A 21,491-nucleotide genomic window follows, 5' to 3' on the forward strand; every position below is an offset into this window, starting at 1 on the left:
CCCCACCGGCCTGCACGTACGATCGAGACATGAGCACCCGGATCCCCTTTCTCAAGGGCCACGGCACCGAGAACGACTTCGTGATCGTCCCGGACCCCGAGAACACCCTCGACCTGCCCCCCGCCGCCGTCGCCGCCCTGTGCGACCGCCGGGCAGGCATCGGCGGTGACGGTCTGCTCCACGTCGTACGGTCCGCCGAGCACCCCGAGGCCGCGCACATGGCCGGGGAGGCCGAGTGGTTCATGGACTACCGCAACGGTGACGGTTCCATCGCCGAGATGTGCGGCAACGGCGTACGCGTCTTCGCCCGCTACCTCCAGCGCGCCGGTCACGTCACCGAGGGCGACCTCGCGGTGGCCACGCGCGGGGGCGTGAAGGCCGTGCACATCGCGAAGGGCGGTGACGTCACCGTCGGTATGGGCAAGGCGCTGCTCCCCGAGGGGGACGTCACCGTGAGCGTCGGCGACCGCAGCTGGCCCGCACGCAACGTGAACATGGGCAATCCGCACGCCGTCGCCTTCGTGGACGACCTGGCGCACGCCGGTGACCTGTACTCCCCGCCGCCGTTCAGCCCGGCCGCCGCCTACCCGAGCGGGGTCAACGTCGAGTTCGTGGTCGACCGCGGCCCCCGCCACGTCGCCATGCGCGTGCACGAGCGCGGGGCGGGCGAGACCCGGTCCTGCGGCACGGGCGCGTGCGCCGTCGCCGTCGCCACGGCCCGCCGGGACGGCGCCGACCCGGTGGCCACCGGCACCCCGGCGACCTACACCGTCGACGTGCCCGGAGGCACCCTGGTGATCACCGAGCGGAGCGACGGCGAGATCGAGATGACCGGCCCCGCGGTGATCGTCGCCGAGGGTGAGATCGACGCCGACTGGCTGGAAAACACGGTTGGTTGACCATATGAATCGCAGCACTCGGACGGCCCAGGGCATGGAACCACAGCCTTCGGTCCCCTGTGCGATGCAAAACCGCGGTTGGCCGCAGGTCAGGCGGCGCGAAATCGTAAACCTGGAAGCCTTCGCTCGATTGGGTGATCCGTTTCACGCTCGCCGAGAGGCGGTCAGTCGGGCGTGATGGGCTCGGTAGCATCAAGCACCGGCCCGGACGGGGACAGATGCCATCCCCTGAGCCGTGTCCGCCATGGGGCACCCCGTCCGCCGGTCCACAGCCGGAGGTGCCCATGAGTGCGGAGGCCACGAACCCCGCGACCCCAGGTCCGGTATCAGGTGCGGCCGCCCGCTGGCGGGCGCGGATCGACCTGCGCCGCCTGGGCCGCGCCGCGCTGCTCGGCCCCGCCGCCCGAGACCGGCTGCCCGACGCCATCGGCCATGTCGCCGAGGCCCACCGCGCCCACCACCCCGACGCCGACCTCGAGCCGCTGCGCCGCGCCTGGGTCCTGGCCGAGTCCTCGCACCGCGGCCAGATGCGCAAGAGCGGTGAGCCGTACATCACACATCCGCTCGCCGTGACCCTGATCCTCGCCGAACTCGGCGCCGAGACCACGACGTTGACGGCCTCTCTGCTCCACGACACCGTCGAGGACACCGAGGTGACGCTCGATCAGGTCGGCAAGGAGTTCGGCGCGGAGGTCCGCTTCCTCGTCGACGGCGTCACCAAGCTGGAGAAGGTCGACTACGGCGCCGCCGCCGAGCCCGAGACCTTCCGCAAGATGCTCGTCGCCACCGGCAACGACGTCCGCGTGATGTCGATCAAACTCGCCGACCGGTTGCACAACATGCGCACCCTCGGCGTGATGCGCCCCGAGAAGCAGGCCCGCATCGCCAAGGTCACCCGCGACGTTCTGATTCCGCTCGCCGAACGCCTCGGTGTCCAGGCGCTCAAGACCGAGCTGGAAGACCTGGTCTTCGCGATCCTCCACCCCGAGGAGTACGAGCACACGCGTGAGCTGATCGTCGACAACGCCGCCCGCGCGGACGACCCGCTCGCCGAGATCGCCGACGAGGTGCGGGGGGTGCTGCGGGAGGCCGGGATCCCGGCCGAAGTCGTCATCCGGCCACGCCACTTCGTCTCCGTGCACCGGACGGCCCGCAAGCGCGGCAGGCTGCGCGGTGCGGACTTCGGCCGCCTGCTGGTCCTGGTCGGCGAGGACGCGGACTGCTACGCCGTCCTGGGCGAACTGCACACCTGTATGACGCCTGTCGTCTCGGAGTTCAAGGACTTCATCGCCGTACCGAAGTTCAACCTGTACCAGTCGCTGCACACCGCCGTGGCCCGCGGCGACGGCCAGGTCGTCGAAGTCCTCATCCGCACCCACCAGATGCACAAGGTCGCCGAGGCCGGCGTGGTCGCGCTCGGCAATCCGTACGCGTCGCCCTCGGACGCCTCGGAGGCGCCGAGCGCGTCCACGGGCGCGGGCGCCGACGAGGAGCGGGTGGACCCCACCCGGCCCGGCTGGCTCTCCCGCCTCCTCGACTGGCAGGCGGCCGCGCCCGACGCCGACACCTTCTGGTCGACCCTCCGTGAGGACCTCGCCCAGGACCGTGAGATCACCGTCTTCCGGCCTGATGGCGGCACCCTGGGCCTGCCCGAGGGCGCGACCTGTGTGGACGCCGCGTACGCGCAGTACGGCGAGGACGCGCACGCGTGCCTCGGCGCCCGCGTCAACGGCCGTCTGGCGACCCTGAGCACCGTTCTGAAGGACGGCGACACCGTCCAGCTCCTCATGGGGCAGGACCCCGCCGCGGAGCCCTCCAAGGAATGGCTGGAGCACGCGCACACGCCCGCGGCGCGGATCGCCATCCAGCGGTGGATCGCGACCCATCCGTCGCACGAGACGCCGGAGGAGATCGCGGAGCGGGGCGGGACGGTCGGCGTGACGACTGAGGACGTGCAGGCCGTGCAGGCCGGGCGTGGGGATTCGAACCCCTTCCGGGCCTCCGCCGCGGAGCCACCGGTTGCCGACACTCCCGACAGCGTGGGTCGGATCATCGCCGAGTCGCAGGCCTCCGACATCCCGGCCGCCGACCGCCCCGGCGGCGCCGTCGTCCTCGTGGACAAGCCCGGCGGGACGGTACGGCTCGCCGGTTGCTGCACGCCCGTACCGCCCGACGAGATCACCGGCTTCGCCGTGCGCGGGGGAGTGGTCACCGTGCACCGCGTCGAGTGCGCCGCGGTGGCGCGGATGAAGAGCGTGGGGCGCACGGAGGTCGGCGTGCGCTGGGGCGACACCGCCGGGTGCCGGGTCACGCTGTTCGCGGAATCGTTCGGCCGACCGCACCTCCTCGCCGACCTCACCGAGGCCATGGCCGGCGAAGGCGCCGAGATCGTCTCCGCGACCGTCGAACCCCCCAGCCAGCAGCAAGTACGCCACACCTACACCGTCCAGCTGCCGGATGCGGCCCGGCTGCCGGCGCTGATGCGGGCGATGCGGAACGTGGCCGGCGTGTACGACGTGAGCAGGGCCCAGACACCTGGAGCCTGAGGGACACCTCAGGGGTCGCGGTCGCGTCCGACCGGGATGCGGCCACAGGTCTGTACGCGCGTGGGAGACCGGTCCATAGGTCTGCACGCATGCGAAGGGCCGGTCCAAAGCTCTTCGTGAGCGGATGCAGGACCTCGTCGTGAGCGGACGCAGGACCTCGTAGTGAGCGGATGCAGGGTCGGTCGACGGGCCCTCACGCGCGCGTGGCGGCGCACAGGACTCACGCGCGCGTGGTCGGTCACAGGCCCTCACGCGCGCGTGGCGGGCCACAGAACCTCGCGCGTCTCCTCAACGGAACCGAAGCACCCCGTTCGAGTGGGACAGTCGCGCGTCGTCGCCATCGCGCACGCGCGCGCTGGTAGCGGTGGTGCATGCCGCTCAGCTCCCACACACACGCCGGTCCCAGCGACACGCACCCAGCCCACGCCGACCGGCTCGGCTCCGACGCCCCCCGTCGCCGTACCGGAAACGCCCGACGGCGCAAGGCGGCCGCGCTGCTCGCCTCCGCCGTCTCCGTCTGCCTGCTGGCCGCGAGCGCCCCGGCCACACCGCTCGGGGTCGGTGACCGCCTCTTCCCGCACCTCGGCAACCCCGGCTACGACGTGGCGTCGTACGACCTCTCCTTCACCTACCCCGGCGACAACAGCAAGCCGCTCACGGCCGTCACCACGATCGACGCCTGGACGACGACCGAACTCGACCGCATCAACCTCGACTTCGCACACGGCGAGGTCCAGTCGGTGGAGGTCGACGGTCTGTCCGCGGCCTTCACCAGTGCCGGCGAGGACCTCGTCGTCACGCCCGACGGACCGCTGCCCGCCGGCAGCTGGATGCGGATCACCGTCCGGCACACCAGTGACCCCGTCTCCGCCGACGACCGGGACGGCGGCTGGCTGCGCACCGCGGACGGGCTCGCCATGGCCAACCAGGCCGACGCCGCCCACCTGGTGTTTCCCTGCAACGACCACCCCTCCGACAAGGCGATGTTCACCATCCGGGTCACCGCACCCGACGGCTACACGGCCGTCGCCAACGGCCTGCCGACGGACGTGGAGCGCGCCGGCCGGGCGACCACCTGGACGTACCGCACCCGGCACCCCATGGCCACCGAACTCGCTCAGGTGTCCATCGGCCGCTCCACCGTGCTGCGCCGCAGCGGACCGCACGGACTGCCCGTCCGGGACGTCGTGCGCACAAAGGACCGCGCCAAGGTCGAACCCTGGCTCAAGAAGACCCCCGGCCAGCTCGCCTGGATGGAGGGCAAGGTCGGGCCGTACCCCTTCGAGACGTACGGCATCCTCATGGCCGCCGCCGACACCGGTTTCGAGTTGGAAACCCAAACCCTGTCCCTCTTCGAGAAGGACCTCTTCACCGAGCCCGCGTACCCCAAGTGGTACGTCGAGTCGATCATGGTCCACGAGCTCGCCCACCAGTGGTTCGGCGACAGCGTCAGCCCCCGCACCTGGTCGGACCTGTGGCTCAACGAAGGACACGCCACCTGGTACGAGGCCCTGTACGCGGAGGAGAAGGCGGGCCGCACCCTTGAGGCGCGCATGAAGGCCGCGTACGGCGCCTCCAACCGCTGGCGGACCGAAGGCGGACCGCCCGCCGCACCCAAGCCGCCCCAGCCCGGCCAGAAGATCAGCATCTTCCGGCCGAACGTCTACGACGGTGCCGCCCTGGTCCTGTACGCCCTGCGCCAGGAGATCGGCCGCAAGTCCTTCGAGAACCTGGAACGGGCGTGGGTGCAAGAACACCGGGACGGTGCGGCGTCGACCGCCGACTTCGTGCACCTCGCCTCCCAGATCTCCGGTCGCGACCTCGGCGGCTTCCTCCAGGGCTGGCTCTACGGCAAGAAGACCCCACCGATGCCCGGCCACCCGGACTGGAAGGCTGTGGCACGGGTGAAATAAGGCGGTGACGAGACGCCCCGTACCGTGCGACCATCTTCAGGTCGGCGCGGCACGGGGCGCGGGAATCTCCCGGGGTGCTCGTGCGTTGTGACACATGACCGCCGAATCGGAATCCCCATCGACGTAAGGACCAAATGACCTCCTCTTCATCCCCTTCCCAGGACACGCAGCGCCTCGCGCACACATACGCCGAAGGTCTTCGGGCCGATGCCCTGATGGAAGAGGACGTCGCCTGGAGCCACGAGATCGACGGAGAGCGGGACGGCGAGCAGTTCGACCGCTCCGAGCGCGCGGCCCTGCGCCGCGTCGCGGGCCTCTCCACCGAGCTCGAGGACGTCACCGAGGTCGAGTACCGCCAGCTCCGTCTGGAGCGGGTCGTCCTCGTCGGCGTGTGGACCACGGGGACCGCGCAGGACGCGGACAACTCCCTCGCGGAGCTCGCCGCCCTCGCGGAGACCGCCGGCGCACTGGTGCTCGACGGCGTGATCCAGCGCCGTGACAAGCCCGACGCGGCCACGTACATCGGTTCCGGCAAGGCCGACGAGCTGCGGGACATCGTCCTGGAGACCGGCGCGGACACCGTCATCTGCGACGGTGAGCTCAGCCCGGGCCAGCTCATCCACCTCGAGGACGTCGTCAAGGTCAAGGTCATCGACCGTACGGCCCTGATCCTCGACATCTTCGCCCAGCACGCCAAGTCCCGAGAGGGCAAGGCGCAGGTCGCGCTCGCGCAGATGCAGTACATGCTGCCGAGGTTGCGAGGCTGGGGTCAGTCGCTGTCCCGTCAGATGGGCGGCGGCAAGGGCGGCGGCCTCGCCACCCGTGGTCCCGGTGAGACCAAGATCGAGACGGACCGGCGTCGGATCCGCGAGAAGATGGCGAAGATGCGCCGGGAGATCGCGGACATGAAGACCGGCCGCGAGATCAAGCGCCAGGAGCGCAAGCGCCACAAGGTGCCCTCGGTCGCCATCGCGGGCTACACCAACGCCGGCAAGTCGTCCCTGCTCAACCGCCTCACGGGCGCGGGCGTCCTGGTCGAGAACTCGCTGTTCGCGACCCTCGACCCGACCGTCCGCCGCGCGGAGACCCCGAGCGGCCGCCTGTACACGCTGGCCGACACCGTCGGTTTTGTACGGCACCTGCCGCACCACCTGGTCGAGGCGTTCCGCTCCACCATGGAGGAGGTCGGCGAGTCCGACCTGATCCTGCACGTGGTGGACGGCTCGCACCCGAACCCGGAGGAGCAACTGGCCGCCGTCCGCGAGGTGATCAGGGATGTCGGCGCCACCAACGTGTCCGAGATCGTCGTGATCAACAAGGCCGACGCGGCCGACCCGCTGACGCTCCAGCGGCTGATGCGGAACGAGAAGCGCTCCCTCGCGGTCTCGGCCCGTACCGGCCAGGGCATCACCGAACTGCTCGCCCTGATCGACAACGAACTGCCCAGGCCGTCCGTCGAGATCGAGGCGCTCGTGCCGTACACCCACGGCAAGCTGGTCGCTCGTGCCCATGACGAGGGCGAGGTGATCTCCGAGGAGCACACCGCGGAGGGCACCCTGCTCAAGGTCCGGGTGCACGAGGAGCTGGCCGCGGAGCTGGCGCCGTATGTGCCGGCACCGGTGGTGGCCTGAGTGTCGTAGCAGCTCTCTGGGCCTCGGCTCTCTGAGCCGTAGCTCTCTGAGAGGCCCGCCCTTTCCCGAAGGGCGGGCCTCCAGCGTGTTCAGGTCACCGACGGTTCGTGGTCGTTGCGGTCGTTGCGGTGGTCGGGGTGGCCGGGGTCGGTCAGGGTGCTCGGGGAGGCCGAGGCCCTCACTGGCCCGCGTACTTCTCGCTGACCGAGTCGTACACGCCCTTGGCCACCTCACCCAGCCGTGGCCCGGCCAGCCAGCCCGCGTTCACCGGCCCGATCGAGGTGTTGGACACCAGGGCGGGCCGGCCGTCCGCACCGGTCGCGACCCAGCCGCCGCCGGACGAACCACCGGTCATGGTGCAGCCGATGCGGTACATCGTCGGGTCGGAGGCGTTGATGGACAGCCGTCCCGGCCTGTCCGCGCACTGGTACAGCGTCTCCCCGTCGAACGGCGCCGCCGCCGGATACCCGTCGGCCGTGATGCTCTCCACCCGGGGCACCGCCGGTGCGGCGAAGTTCACCGGCAGGGCGGAACCGACCGTCTCCTCCAGCGACTTGCCGCTGCCACCCTCCTCCGGCGTCACGTGGATGACGGCGAAGTCGTACGGGGCACCGTTCCCACCGGTCGGACCACCCTGGGCGATCCACTGGTCCGAGGTCTGCGCCCAGTCGGCCCACCAGACACCGTAAGGAGCGACATCCTTCTCGGTCGCGCTCTCCAACTCCGCGGCCGACAAGGCCTGGTCGTTGTACGACGGCACGAACGCGGTGTTGCGGTACCAGCCACCGCTCTTGCCCGCGTGCACACAATGCCCCGCCGTCCACACCATGTCGGACTTGCCCGGGTGGGCCGGGTCCTCCACGACCGTCGCCGAGCAGACCATCGTGCCCTCGGGGGAGTCGAAGAACACCTTGCCCGCTTCGGGCACGTTGTCGTGGTACGTAGGCGATACGGGCTTCGCGTCCACCGGCGCCGGCTCCGGGTCGGTCACACCCTGGTCACCCGAGAGGTCGCTCTCCTGGACACCGCGGTCGGGATCCTCGGCCTCCCGCATCCGGTCCGGGTCCCACAGGCCCTCGATGATCGGGTTGATGTAGTCCTGGGCCTCGCGCAGCCAGTCGTCCCTGTCCCAGTTCTTCCAGGCGCCGTTCTTCCACTCGTCGACATCGATCCCGTGCTCCTTGAGCCGGTCCCGGATGTCGTCCGGAATCGTGATCTTGCCGTCGCCCTCGGACGCGGCCGAGGCGGAGGCCTGCGCGTTCGCGTCCGAGTCGCCCGAACCGCAGCCGGTCGCGGTCAGCGCCAGCACGGAGGCGAGGGCCATTGCGGCGAGCGCGGGAGAGGTTCTGCGGCGCGCCCCCCTTTCGCCTTTGCCGCGAGCGGTCAAGGACAGCGGTTCGGATCGCATGCTCTGCCTCCCCCTGTGTGGACGAACCTGGGTGCGCAACCGAGGACTTCCCGCAGCCGTCCCGCGAGCTCACCCTCTGGCACCGCACCTTGGAACGGCATCACACACTATGCGCCCGTTATGGGGGACTTCCGACGGAACCGCAACAGTTCCGTCACGCCAAAGATCTTCAGGCAACCCGTAACCCCGTGAACGGTCCGGGGTTGGTAGCGGTGGGGGCTTGCTGCCGGCGGACGGGTCGGTCCCCGGCGCCCCAATCCCTGGAGATTTCGCGGCAGTCGGGACACCGATGTGCCGAGATGTCGAGCAAAGGGTCCCGGGGTTCCGTATGTCGGGGCGGGTGAGTCCGCGAGGGAACCGCTTGCCCCTGCACAGCGCGACGACGGGAGAACCATGGCCGTGACCGAGACCGCACCCGGGGAGGCCATGGCGGGGCACACCGCCGTCGAGGAACCGTCGGCGACCCGCTCCGCGCACGAGGGAATCCTGCGGCGCCAGTCGGCCCGCGAGTCGGCGGCCCGCACCTATGCCCGTGCCCTCCCGATCGTGCCGGTACGCGCACGCGGTCTGACCATCGAGGGCGCCGACGGCCGCCGCTACCTCGACTGCCTCTCGGGCGCCGGCACCCTTGCCCTCGGACACAACCATCCCGTCGTCCTGGAGGCGATCCGCAAGGTCCTCGACTCGGGCGCACCCCTCCACGTCCTCGACCTCGCGACGCCCGTCAAGGACGCCTTCATCACCGAACTGTTCCGCACCCTGCCACCCGGTCTCGCCGACCACGCACGCGTGCAGTTCTGCGGTCCAGCCGGCACCGATGCGGTGGAGGCCGCCTTCAAGCTCGTGCGCGCCGCGACCGGCCGCAACGGCATGCTGGCCTTCGCCGGCGCCTACCACGGCATGACCTCCGGCGCTCTGGAAGCGTCCGGCGACGCCTTCGACGTACGGGTCGCCCGGCTGCCCTACCCTCAGGACTATCGCTGTCCCTTCGGGGTCGGCGGCCCGCACGGCGCCGAACTCGCCGCCCGCTGGACGGAGTCCGTCCTCGACGACCCCAAGTCCGGGGTGCCGCTGCCCGCAGGGATGATCCTCGAACCCGTCCAGGGCGAGGGCGGCGTTCTTCCGGCCCCCGACGCGTGGATGCGACGCATGCGACGGATCACGGCCGACCGCTCGATCCCGCTCATCGCCGACGAGGTCCAGACGGGAGTCGGCCGTACCGGGGCTTTCTGGGCCGTGGAGCACAGCGGCATCACCCCCGACGTCATGGTCCTGTCCAAGGCCATCGGCGGAAGCCTGCCCCTCGCCGTGGTCGTCTACCGCGACGACCTCGATGTCTGGGAACCCGGCGCCCACGCCGGCACTTTCCGCGGCAACCAACTCGCGATGGCTGCGGGCACGGCCACGATGGCCTACGTCCGCGAGAACGGCCTCACAGAACGCGCGGCAACGCTCGGTGCGCGGATGCTGGACCAACTCCGAGGGCTGAGTCGGGAGTTTTCTGTGATCGGTGATGTGCGGGGGCGGGGGTTGATGATCGGAGTCGAGATGGTGGAGGGGGAAGGCGAAGGGGAGGAGTGGGGTGTCGCGGGTGTCGCTGGACGCGGGGGATCCAACGGGCCCGATGAGACTGGTGGATCCGGTGGACCTGATGAGGATCGTGGGTCCGCTGGGTCCGCTGGGTCCGCTTGGTCCGCGGGACTGCTGGGCTCGGTCGGGCTGAGTAGCGACGATGGTGCGGGAGCCGTGGCGATGCCGGGTTCCCTCCCGTCCCCTCGCCCTGCCTCGCCTGAGCTTGCCGTCGCCGTCCAGCGGGAGTGCCTCCGGCGTGGCCTGATCGTCGAACTCGGTGGTCGTCACGCGAGCGTCGTGCGCCTGCTCCCCCCTCTGACGATCACCGACGAACAGGCGGCCGCCGTCCTCGACCGACTCGCCGACGCCGTGGCAGCTGTGGCCCGCGATCGCGGCCGCGGTGCCGGGTGACAACAGCAGCGTCGGCACCGGAGCGAGGGGACGGGGTAGCTGCCGGAGTGGCGGCGGGAGCCGAAGGAGCGGCAGGAGCTGGGGTGCCGCCTGGAGCCGCACCGGGAACTGGGGCCGCAGCCAGGCCCTCAACCGGAGCGACAACTCCTCACGAAGCCGGTGGGACAGCCGCACACGGAGCCGGAGTCGGAGCCGAGGCCGGGGCCGGGGCCGGAGGGGGGGCGTGGCCGAGGCCGGGGTCGGGGCCGGAGGGGGGGCGTGGCCGAGGCCGGGGTCGGGGCCGGAGGGGGGCGTGGCCGAGGCCGGGGTCGGGGCCGGAGTTGGGACTGGGGCTGGTGCTGGAGTTGGAATCGGGGCTCGGCAGGAAGCCGGAATCGGGGCCGAGCCCATACCTGCCGCCACCTCTCGCGCCACAGACCGAGCCGCGAGCCGCTTACCGACGCCTTCGAACTGTCGCCGTCATCACCCCGATTCCTCACCGAAGCCCTCCCGAACACCACTCACCTCCACGCGATTCGACCGCTCATCTGTCCCAGATCCCCGATCAACCGGTCGCCCTTGGCACCGGCACAACAACCTCCGCCCACGAGAAGAATCACCCCCGAGGAACACCGAACTTGAACACCACCCCCATCCACTCGCTCAACCACTCCGAGACATCCCCCTCTCCGCAGCGCCGCTCCCGCCCCGAACACACCCCGTCCCAGGCCGGCCCTCCCGAACGGGAACGCCTGCCCGGTGCCACCAGCGACCCGCCGGATCACGCAGACCCGCACGCCGTGGCCGAAGCCGCCGCCGTGGAGAATCTGCTGCGCTGCTGGGCCCGCGAGATGGACCTGCCGGCCCCCACTGACGGCACTCTCCGCATTCCCCTCCGCTCCAGCGGCACCTCCCTCCTCGTCCCCGTCCACTACTGGTCGCCGACGGGGTGGCACCGCTTCGGCCTTCCCCGTCTCGCCGACGCCCCCGGCCAGGCCCCGCCGGCCGATGCGGTCACCGTCGCGGCGCTGCTCACCCGGGAGTCACTGACGGCAGAACGCCCCGCCTCTGCAGCCGGTGCCGAGGTCGTGGCCCGTGTAGCCGACTCCGTCCGCCGTACCGCCACCTTCGTCCGCGAGCACCGCAAGCACGCCGACGACGGCCCCGACCTCTTCCTCGCCGCCGAACAGGCACTCGTCCTCGGCCACCCTCTGCACCCGGCCCCGAAGAGCCGCGAAGGTCTCTCCGAAGCCGAAGCAGCCTCGTACTCACCCGAGCTGCGCGGCTCCTTTCTCCTGCACTGGCTCGCTGTCGACCCCTCTCTCCTCGCCACCGACTCGGCCTGGACCGAACGCGGCCGTCCCGTCACCGCCGCCCAGCTCACCCGACGCCTGGCCGGCCCCGACCTTCCGCTGCCCGACGGCCGCACGGCCCTGCCGCTGCATCCCTGGCAACTCCGCGAGGTCCGGCACCGCTCCGCGACCGCCCCGCTGTTCGATGCCGGACTGCTCCAGGACCTGGGCGCCCACGGCTCCCCCTGGCATCCCACGTCCTCCGTACGCACCGTCCATCGCTCCGGCGCCCCCGCCATGCTCAAACTCTCGCTGGGCCTGCGCATCACCAACTCCCGCCGCGAAAACCTTCGCAAAGAACTCCACCGTGGTGTCGAGGTGCACCGGCTCCTGCGCAGCGGCCTGTCCAAGCAGTGGCAGGCGGTCCACCCGGCCTTCGACATCGTCCGTGACCCTGCCTGGCTCGCCGTCGACGGGCCCAACGGCAGTCCCGTCCCCGGAATCGACGTGATGATCCGGCACAACCCGTTCAGCCCCACTCACGACGTCTCCTGCATCGCCGGACTCGTCTCGCCGCGTCCCGGTCCCGGCTCCGCTGCAGAGGACCGCCCGGGCAGGGACTGGCCGGACCGAGACCGTCCGGAGACGGACCGGCCGGTCTGGCGGTCCCGTCTGGCCGAGGTCGTCACCCGTCTCGCGGCCCGCACCGGCCGCCCTCGGGGAGCCGTCGCCGCCGAGTGGTTCCTGCGCTACCTGGAACACGTCGTCCGCCCGGTGCTGTGGCTCGACGGGGAGGCGGGCATCGCTCTGGAGGCGCATCAGCAGAACACCTTGGTTCTGTTGGACGCCGACGGCTGGCCCTCCGGGGGCCGGTACCGCGACAACCAGGGCTACTACTTCCGCGAGTCCCGACGAGCGGAGCTCGATGCCCGCCTGCCCGGCATCGGTGCACACAGCGACACCTTCGTCTCCGATGAGGTCACCGACGAGCGTTTCGCCTACTACCTCGCGATCAACAACGTCCTCGGCCTCATCGGTGCGTTCGGCTCCCAGCGCCTGGCCGACGAACGGCTGCTGCTCGCCGCCTTCCGCCGCTTCCTCCAAGACGTGGCCTGTGGACCCACCCGACTGCGCACCACGCTCGCCGGCCGCCTGCTCGACTCACCCGTCCTGCGCTGCAAGGCGAATCTGCTGACCCGCGTGCACGGCCTGGACGAACTCGTCGGCCCGGTCGACACCCAGTCCGTCTACGTCACCATCGCCAACCCCCTTCACTCCTGAGGAACATGACCCACCCCACCTCCTGAGAGGAGCGCCCTGTGTCTCCCACCGACGCGAGTGCCGATGCCGTTTCCGCCGCCTCGAACGACGTCGGCTCCGGCGCCTGTCCCGACGAGGGCGAGGACAGCGCCGCCCGGGGCATCGGCCGGGGCACCGACAACGAGGACACGCTGGACCTGCGTCTGCCCGACGAACTCGTCGCGCTCTTCGAGGAGGGACGGTCAGGCGCAGATGCAGCCACGGCCAGTGCTGCAGGCTGGCACGGACACGGACAACGGAGCTGGAGCGACAGCACCGCCCTGCGCGCCTCACGCGCCTCTGGCGGCGATGACCTGCTCGACGGGGTCGCCGACTGGGGCCCGATCGCGACCCCGGCAGGCGTGTTCCAACTCGTGCGCGTATGCGTCGAGCGGGACCTGGCCCTCATCTGCCGCTGGATGAACGACCCCGCCGTCACCGCGTTCTGGGAACTGGCCGGGCCCCAGAAGGTGACGGAGGACCACCTGGGGCCCCAGCTAGCCGGTGACGGGCGCAGCTTTCCCTGCCTCGGGGTGCTGGAGGGCACTCCTATGAGCTACTGGGAGATCTACCGGGCAGACCTGGACCCGCTGGCTCGCCACTATCCGGTCAGACCGCATGACACCGGTATCCATCTCCTCATCGGCTCCGTCACCGATCGAGGGCGCGGTCTCGGCAGCACTCTTCTCAGAGCCGTCGCCGATCTCGTACTCGACAGGCGACCCGCCTGTGCTCGTGTCATCGCGGAACCCGACCTTCGCAACATCCCGTCCGTCACCGCCTTTCTGGGCGCAGGCTTCCGCTTCTCCGCTGAGGTCGACCTGCCCGCCAAGCGGGCGGCCCTCATGATCCGAGATCGGTCCCTGCGCGACCTGCTGTAGCAACACGTCATTGCGCAATCACTTTTGGTACACCGCTCGCGCCGAACCGGTTCCCACCCACCGCGAGACTTTTTCAACGACCCAGCCGCACGACCCCAGCCGCACGACCCCGGCCGCACGACCCCGGCCGCACGACCCCGGCCGCACGACTCCGGCCGCGCGACTTCGGACACACGACCTCGCACCCACGGGTTCCGGCGTACCCGACCCGCCCACAACGCCTCGGTCAATTCCGGCCGCCGCCCGACCGAAGTCGCAACCGGCCGAATCAGACACGACCGACGGCGAACTGAGTCGAGCAGATCTGATCCCGCCCGCCACCTCTCCGAGGAGTTCCCGGTCTTGATCCCGCCCCTCGTCCCCGCCTTGATCACCCCTTTGTCAGTGCCGGGCCGTAGGGTGGTCGCGCTATGACGAAGCCCTCACTCCCCGAACTCCTGCATGCTGCCGTCACTGCCGTCGGCGGTACGGAGCGCCCCGGCCAGGTGACCATGGCCGAATCCGTTGCGGACGCGATCGACGACAGTTCCCACCTGCTGGTGCAGGCCGGCACCGGTACCGGAAAGTCGCTCGGCTATCTCGTGCCCGCGCTCGCGCACGGGGAGCGGGTCGTCGTCGCGACGGCCACCCTCGCCCTGCAGAGACAACTCGTCGAGCGCGACCTGCCGCGCACGGTCGAGGCGCTGCACCCGCTGCTCCGCCGGCGCCCGGAGTTCGCGATGCTCAAGGGCCGGTCGAACTACCTCTGCCTGCACCGCCTCCACGAGGGAGTCCCGCAGGACGAGGAGGAGGGGCTCTTCGACCAGTTCGAGGCCGCCGCGCCCACCAGCAAGCTGGGCCAGGATCTGCTGCGGCTGCGGGACTGGTCGCAGGACACCGAGACCGGTGATCGCGACGACCTCACGCCGGGCGTCTCCGACCGCGCTTGGGCGCAGATCTCCGTGTCCTCCCGTGAGTGCCTGGGAGCGACGAAGTGCGCCTACGGCGCCGAGTGCTTCGCCGAGATGGCCCGCGAGCGTGCCAAGCTCGCCGAGGTCGTCGTCACCAACCACGCACTGCTCGCGATCGACGCCATCGAAGGCGCCCCGGTGCTTCCTCAGCACGAAGTGCTGATCGTCGACGAGGCGCACGAACTGGTCTCCCGGGTCACCGGTGTCGCCACCGGCGAGCTCACCCCCGGTCAGGTGAACCGCGCGGTGCGCCGCGCCGCGAAGCTTGTCAACGAAAAGGCGGCCGATCAGCTCCAGACCGCGGCGGAGGGCTTCGAGCGGCTGATGGAGCTCGCGCTGCCCGGAAGGCTGGAGGAGATCCCGGAGGACCTCGGGTACGCGCTCATGGCCCTGCGCGACGCCGCCCGTACGGTCATCTCCGCGATCGGAGCGACCCGCGACAAGTCGGTCCAGGACGAGGACGCGGTCCGCAAACAGGCGCTGGCCTCCGTGGAGGCGGTGCACGATGTGGCGGAGCGGATCACGAACGGCTCGGAGTGGGACGTCGTCTGGTACGAGCGTCACGACCGCTTCGGCGCCTCCTTGCGCGTGGCCCCCATGTCGGTGTCCGGCCTGCTGCGGGAGAAGCTGTTCGCGGACCGTTCCGTGGTCCTGACCTCGGCGACCCTGAAGCTGGGTGGCGACTTCAACGGCGTCGGAGCGTCCCTGGGGCTCGCCCCGGAAGGAACCGAGGGCGAGGACCTGCCGAAGTGGAAGGGCCTCGACGTCGGTTCGCCCTTCGACTACCCCAGGCAGGGCATCCTGTACGTCGCCAAGCACCTCTCGCGCCCCGCGCGTGACGGTGACCGAGCGGACATGCTCGACGAGCTGACCGAGCTCATCCAGGCCGCAGGCGGCCGCACCCTGGGGCTCTTCTCCTCCATGAGGGCTGCCCAGCTGGCCGCCGAGGAGCTGCGCTCCCGGATCCCGGAGTTCCCGATCCTCCTGCAGGGCGAGGAGACCCTGGGCGAACTGATCAAGAACTTCGCGGCGGACCCGCAGACCTGCCTCTTCGGCACGCTGTCGCTCTGGCAGGGTGTCGACGTCCCCGGCCCCAGCTGCCAGCTGGTCGTCATGGACAAGATCCCGTTTCCGCGCCCCGACGACCCTCTGATGAGCGCCCGCCAGAAGGCGGTGGAGGACGCGGGGGGCAATGGCTTCATGGCGGTCGCCGCCACGCATGCAGCGCTGCTCATGGCCCAGGGCGCCGGCCGCCTCGTCCGGGCCTCGGGGGACCGTGGTGTGGTCGCCGTACTGGATCAGAGGCTGGCGACGGCGCGGTACGGCAGCTACTTGAAGGCGTCACTGCCCGACTTCTGGTACACCACGGACCGTAACCAGGTGCGGAAGTCGCTGACGGCGATCGACGCCGCGGCGAGGGCGACGGAAGCGGCGGAGCTCGCGGCAGAGGCCGAGAAGGCGCAGGCGGAAGTCGGATGATCGCGGGTGGGCCTGACCCGGTGATGGGTCAGGCCCCCGCGATGCGGAGCAACCCGTCACCGGGGCCGGACAGCGCAGGGCCCCGGAACCGGCGCAGGGGTTCCGGGGCCCGGTCGGATCGGCAAGGGCCGCCGCGGTGCTCAGACGCGCCGCAGTACTGCCACTACCTTGCCGAGGATGGTCGCGTCGTCGCCGGGGATCGGCTCGTACGCGGAGTTGTGGGGGAGGAGCCAGACGTGGCCGTCCTCGCGCTTGAAGCGCTTGACGGTGGCCTCGCCTTCCAGCATCGCGGCCACGATGTCGCCGTTCTCGGCGACGGGCTGGCGGCGCACGGTGACCCAGTCGCCGTCGCAGATCGCGGCCTCGATCATCGAGTCACCGACGACCTTCAGCACGAACAGCTCACCGTCGCCGACGAGTTGGCGGGGCAGGGGGAACACGTCCTCGACCGATTCCTCGGCGAGGATCGGGCCACCGGCGGCGATCCGGCCGACGAGCGGGACGTACGACGCGGCGGGCTTGCCCGCGGTGTCCGTGGGCTGTACCGAGGCGCCCTGGTCGGATCCGCGCACCTCGTACGCGCGCGGGCGGTGCGGGTCGCGGCGCAGGAAGCCCTTGCGCTCCAGTGCCATCAACTGATGTGCGACGGATGAGGTGCTGGACAGACCGACCGCCTGGCCGATCTCCCGCATGGACGGCGGGTAGCCGCGCCGCTGGACGGAGTCCCTGATGACCTCGATCACCCGGCGCTGCCGGTCGGTGAGCCCCGAGCTGTCCGCCCGGATGCCTGGAGGTCGGCCCGGGAGGGATCGCTTGTTCCCCTCGGGATTCACGGCTTCGTTCATTGCATGCACCGGCTCGAGTCGGCCCTGGGAACGGTCCTGGGCAGTGATGGTGGCACTGTCTGCGGTCGTGGTCACGTCGGCCCCTCTCGATGGTCTCCCTGCTGGACAACGGTAGTGGCTTTCGAAAGGTTGCGCCAAACACACGTTCGAGTGAAAAATCGCGAATCACCTGACGCGATCATGTGTCTGGGTGTATGGCTAACGCGCCGCCTGCCGAACAAAAGGGCCCATTGCTGTACTCTTCACCGCCGGATGGCGACCTCGCGGGCTGTTGCCCCAGTCTGCCATCCAGTGCTCAGTCGGCCGGGTACCGGCTCCCATCTCTGCGGGAATCCCACGTCCCCTCCTTGTGGCGCCCACGGTATCTCCGCATGCGCCGCAGCGATACGGCTGTGCGGCGTGTTCGCCGGGGGCCGGGGCGGTCGTATGGCACATGCCCATACAGGCGCGACATGCATGTACGGCGTGTATGCCGTGCCAATCCCTACATGTAGTGCTTGGATTGCTACAGCAGCCCAGAAGTTGTGGTCCCCCGGGTCTCCACACCCGCCGCGATCGCCTATGCTGGGGCCTGCTTCGAGGGGCCCATGGGGCTCAGCGAGGCTATTGAGTCTGCTGTGAGGAGGGTTGGGAGAATCATGCACTGCCCCTTCTGCAGGCACCCCGACAGCCGCGTCGTCGACAGTCGTACGACCGACGACGGCACGTCGATCCGCAGGCGCCGCCAGTGTCCGGACTGCTCCCGTCGTTTCACGACCGTGGAGACGTGCTCGCTGATGGTGGTCAAGCGGTCCGGAGTCACCGAGCCTTTCAGTCGTACCAAGGTCATCAATGGTGTGCGCAAGGCATGCCAGGGACGGCCTGTCACCGAGGACGCGCTCGCCCAACTCGGCCAACGGGTCGAGGAGGCGGTGCGGGCCACCGGGAGTGCCGAGCTGACCACCCACGACGTGGGGCTGGCCATACTCGGCCCGTTGCAAGAGCTCGATCTCGTCGCGTATCTGCGATTCGCCTCCGTCTACCGGGCGTTCGACTCGCTCGAGGACTTCGATGCGGCCATCGCGGAACTGAGGGAGACGGGACCCCCCGCCGCGGACGACGAGGATCGCGGAGAGGCTGTGGACGGCGAAGAGGCCGTCGCGGGGAGCCAGGAAGACGATCGCGGGCCCGGAGGGACTGCTCAGCTCCCCGAGCCCGCCCGCGCCGCCGACTGATCGGCGGGCCGGGCCGGGCCAAGACCCCGGGTCGGCCGGACGGCGGCGACCTAAGACCTGTTGCGGGCGGTAGCGAGTGGGTGCCCGCAATACCAGACAGAACACCGTGCCACGGGAACATCGGGGCACTTCAGGGCGTTTTCGCCCGTACAGGGAGGCGGCATGACAGAGACGGCGAGCGGTCCGGCACGGAGTTCCCGCGCCAAGGGCACCAAGGCGGCAGCGAACAAGGGCCTGCGCATCGAGCGCATCCACACCACCCCCGGCGTGCACCCGTACGACGAGGTGGCCTGGGCGCGCCGTGACGTCGTCATGACCAACTGGCGCGACGGCTCGGTCAACTTCGAGCAGCGTGGCGTCGAGTTCCCCGACTTCTGGTCGGTGAACGCGGTCAACATCGTCACCAGCAAGTACTTCCGCGGTGCCGTCGGCACCCCCCAGCGCGAGGTGAGCCTCAAGCAGCTCATCGACCGCATCGTGAAGACGTACCGGAAGGCCGGCGAGGACCACAAGTACTTCGCCTCGCCCGCCGACGCGGAGATCTTCGAGCACGAGCTGGCGTACGCCCTCCTGCACCAGATCTTCAGCTTCAACAGCCCGGTGTGGTTCAACGTCGGTACGCCCCAGCCGCAGCAGGTCTCGGCCTGCTTCATCCTGGCCGTCGACGACTCCATGGAGTCGATCCTCGACTGGTACAAGGAAGAGGGCATGATCTTCAAGGGCGGCTCCGGTGCCGGCCTGAACCTCTCCCGTATCCGCTCCTCCAAGGAGCTGCTGTCCTCGGGCGGCAACGCCTCCGGTCCGGTCTCCTTCATGCGCGGCGCCGACGCCTCCGCGGGAACGATCAAGTCGGGTGGCGCCACGCGCCGCGCCGCCAAGATGGTCATCCTCGACGTCGACCACCCCGACATCGAGGACTTCATCGAGACCAAGGTGAAGGAGGAGGAGAAGATCCGCGCCCTGCGTGACGCGGGCTTCGACATGGACCTGGGCGGCGACGACATCACGTCGGTGCAGTACCAGAACGCCAACAACTCGGTCCGCGTGAACGACACGTTCATGAAGGCCGTCGAGACGGGTGGCAAGTTCGGCCTGACGTCCCGTATGACCGGTGAGGTCATCGAAGAGGTCGAGGCCAAGGCGCTGTTCCGCAAGATGGCCGAGGCCGCCTGGGCCTGCGCCGATCCGGGCATCCAGTACGACGACACCATCAACCGCTGGCACACCTGCCCGGAGTCCGGCCGTATCAACGGCTCGAACCCCTGCAGCGAGTACATGCACCTGGACAACACGTCCTGCAACCTCGCCTCGCTGAACCTCATGAAGTTCCTCAAGGACGACAGCAAGGGCAACCAGTCCTTCGACGTGGAGCGCTTCGCCAAGGTCGTCGAACTCGTCATCACCGCAATGGACATCTCCATCTGCTTCGCGGACTTCCCGACGCAGAAGATCGGTGAGAACACGCGCGCGTTCCGCCAGCTCGGCATCGGCTACGCCAACCTCGGCGCCCTGCTGATGGCGACCGGCCACGCGTACGACTCCGACGGCGGCCGCGCTCTCGCCGGGTCCATCACCTCCCTGATGACCGGCACGTCGTACAGGCGTTCCGCCGAACTCGCCGCGGTCGTCGGCCCGTACGACGGCTACGCCCGCAACGCGCAGCCGCACCTGCGGGTCATGAAGCAGCACTCCGACGAGAACACCAAGGCCGTGCGTATGGACGACCTGGACACGCCGATCTGGGCCGCCGCCACGGAGGCCTGGCAGGACGTGCTGCGTCTCGGTGAGAAGAACGGTTTCCGTAACGCCCAGGCGTCCGTCATCGCTCCGACCGGCACCATCGGTCTCGCGATGTCCTGCGACACCACAGGTCTCGAGCCCGACCTCGCGCTGGTCAAGTTCAAGAAGCTGGTCGGCGGCGGGTCGATGCAGATCGTCAACGGCACCGTCCCGCAGGCCCTGCGCCGCCTGGGCTACCAGGAGGAGCAGATCGAGGCGATCGTCGCCCACATCGCCGAGAACGGCAATGTGATCGACGCCCCCGGCCTCAAGCACGAGCACTACGAGGTCTTCGACTGCGCCATGGGCGAGCGCTCCATCTCCGCGATGGGCCACGTCCGCATGATGGCCGCGATCCAGCCCTGGATCTCCGGCGCGCTCTCCAAGACGGTCAACCTGCCGGAGACGGCGACCGTCGAGGACGTCGAAGAGGTCTACTTCGAGGCCTGGAAGATGGGCGTCAAGGCGCTCGCCATCTACCGCGACAACTGCAAGGTCGGCCAGCCCCTCTCCGCCAAGACCAAGGAGAAGGAGAAGGCCGAGGTCACGGAGAAGGCCGAGGAGACCATCCGCGCGGCGGTCGAGAAGGTCGTCGAGTACCGTCCGGTCCGCAAGCGTCTGCCCAAGGGCCGTCCCGGCATCACGACCTCCTTCACGGTCGGCGGCGCCGAGGGCTACATGACCGCCAACTCCTACCCGGACGACGGTCTCGGCGAGGTCTTCCTGAAGATGTCCAAGCAGGGCTCGACCCTCGCGGGCATGATGGACGCCTTCTCCATCGCGGTCTCCGTCGGCCTCCAGTACGGCGTGCCGCTGGAGACGTACGTCTCGAAGTTCACCAACATGCGCTTCGAGCCGGCCGGCATGACGGACGACCCGGACGTGCGGATGGCGCAGTCGATCGTCGACTACATCTTCCGCCGCCTGGCGTTGGACTTCCTGCCCTTCGAGACGCGTTCCGCGCTCGGCATCCACTCCGCCGAGGAGCGTCAGCGCCACCTCGAGACCGGCTCCTACGAGCCGACCGAGGAGGAGGTCGACGTCGAGGGTCTCGCCCAGTCGGCGCCGCGCGCCCAGGAGCTGAAGGCGGTCGTCACGCCGAAGGCCGAGGTCGAGGCGGCCAAGCCCGCCCCGCAGCAGGCCCACACCAGCGCCGAGCTGGTGGAGATGCAGCTGGGCATCCAGGCCGACGCCCCGCTGTGCTTCTCCTGCGGTACGAAGATGCAGAGGGCCGGTTCCTGCTACATCTGCGAGGGCTGCGGCTCGACCAGCGGCTGCAGCTGATGTGAGTCAACCCAGGGCGGTGCAGTCGGACATCGGCTGCACCGCCTTCGGCTTTTCCGTTTCTCCACGAGACGATCACACGTTAGGCTCCCCCAGCGCACGACCGGCG

Annotated in this window: 12 protein-coding genes; 10 read left to right on the plus strand and 2 right to left on the minus strand. The window is 69.9% G+C overall.

Features of this window, described 5'->3' with window-relative positions:
- The first annotated feature begins 29 nt into the window (after nt 1-29).
- The 4 genes from dapF (at nt 30) to hflX (ending at nt 6,989) form a co-directional block, all read left to right on the plus strand.
- Nucleotides 30-899 (plus strand): diaminopimelate epimerase, encoded by an 870-nt coding sequence (gene dapF / locus ACIBJB_RS35200; protein ID WP_398936793.1) that lies wholly within the window; start codon nt 30-32, stop codon nt 897-899.
- Between the two features lie 284 nt (nt 900-1,183).
- Nucleotides 1,184-3,445, plus strand: a complete 2,262-nt coding sequence (locus ACIBJB_RS35205) for a RelA/SpoT family protein (protein WP_398936795.1) — start codon at nt 1,184-1,186, stop codon at nt 3,443-3,445.
- Between the two features lie 371 nt (nt 3,446-3,816).
- Nucleotides 3,817-5,358 carry a M1 family metallopeptidase gene (locus ACIBJB_RS35210; RefSeq protein ID WP_398936797.1) on the plus strand — a complete coding sequence of 514 codons (1,542 nt, stop codon included), beginning with the start codon at nt 3,817-3,819 and terminating at the stop codon, nt 5,356-5,358.
- A gap of 134 nt (nt 5,359-5,492) precedes the next feature.
- Nucleotides 5,493-6,989: a GTPase HflX gene (gene hflX, locus ACIBJB_RS35215; protein ID WP_398936799.1), complete on the plus strand. Its 1,497-nt coding sequence runs from the start codon at nt 5,493-5,495 to the stop codon at nt 6,987-6,989.
- Between the two features lie 178 nt (nt 6,990-7,167).
- On the opposite strand, the gene ACIBJB_RS35220 is transcribed toward hflX, so the two are convergent.
- Nucleotides 7,168-8,397, minus strand: a complete 1,230-nt coding sequence (locus tag ACIBJB_RS35220) for a trypsin-like serine peptidase (protein ID WP_398936801.1) — start codon at nt 8,395-8,397, stop codon at nt 7,168-7,170.
- A gap of 393 nt (nt 8,398-8,790) precedes the next feature.
- Here ACIBJB_RS35220 and ACIBJB_RS35225 point away from each other — a divergent pair, with 393 nt between their 5' ends.
- The 4 genes from ACIBJB_RS35225 (at nt 8,791) to ACIBJB_RS35240 (ending at nt 16,260) form a co-directional block, all read left to right on the plus strand.
- Nucleotides 8,791-10,380, plus strand: coding sequence for a diaminobutyrate--2-oxoglutarate transaminase family protein (locus ACIBJB_RS35225; protein ID WP_398936803.1), 1,590 nt, complete (start codon nt 8,791-8,793; stop codon nt 10,378-10,380).
- A gap of 617 nt (nt 10,381-10,997) precedes the next feature.
- The gene (locus ACIBJB_RS35230; protein WP_398936805.1) at nt 10,998-12,932 is read left to right on the plus strand and encodes an IucA/IucC family protein; all 1,935 of its coding nucleotides are present in this window, start codon (nt 10,998-11,000) and stop codon (nt 12,930-12,932) included.
- 38 nt (nt 12,933-12,970) lie between these two features.
- The gene (locus tag ACIBJB_RS35235) at nt 12,971-13,831 is read left to right on the plus strand and encodes a GNAT family N-acetyltransferase (RefSeq protein ID WP_398936807.1); all 861 of its coding nucleotides are present in this window, start codon (nt 12,971-12,973) and stop codon (nt 13,829-13,831) included.
- A gap of 410 nt (nt 13,832-14,241) precedes the next feature.
- Nucleotides 14,242-16,260: an ATP-dependent DNA helicase gene (locus ACIBJB_RS35240; protein ID WP_398936809.1), complete on the plus strand. Its 2,019-nt coding sequence runs from the start codon at nt 14,242-14,244 to the stop codon at nt 16,258-16,260.
- A 140-nt stretch (nt 16,261-16,400) separates the two neighbouring features.
- Here ACIBJB_RS35240 and lexA read toward each other — a convergent pair whose 3' ends face one another.
- Nucleotides 16,401-17,180 carry a transcriptional repressor LexA gene (gene lexA / locus ACIBJB_RS35245; protein WP_398936811.1) on the minus strand — a complete coding sequence of 260 codons (780 nt, stop codon included), beginning with the start codon at nt 17,178-17,180 and terminating at the stop codon, nt 16,401-16,403.
- Nucleotides 17,181-17,743: 563 nt separating this feature from the next.
- Between lexA and nrdR the strand changes: the two genes are divergently transcribed.
- Together nrdR and ACIBJB_RS35255 are read left to right on the plus strand one after the other, a co-directional pair.
- Nucleotides 17,744-18,319 (plus strand): transcriptional regulator NrdR, encoded by a 576-nt coding sequence (gene nrdR / locus ACIBJB_RS35250; RefSeq protein WP_057613272.1) that lies wholly within the window; start codon nt 17,744-17,746, stop codon nt 18,317-18,319.
- Nucleotides 18,320-18,481: 162 nt separating this feature from the next.
- On the plus strand, nt 18,482-21,382 hold the full coding sequence (locus tag ACIBJB_RS35255; protein ID WP_398936813.1) for a vitamin B12-dependent ribonucleotide reductase: 2,901 nt from the start codon (nt 18,482-18,484) through the stop codon (nt 21,380-21,382).
- Nucleotides 21,383-21,491: the final 109 nt, after the last annotated feature.

Source organism: Streptomyces sp. NPDC050759, assembly GCF_044456945.1.
Lineage (GTDB): Bacteria > Actinomycetota > Actinomycetes > Streptomycetales > Streptomycetaceae > Streptomyces.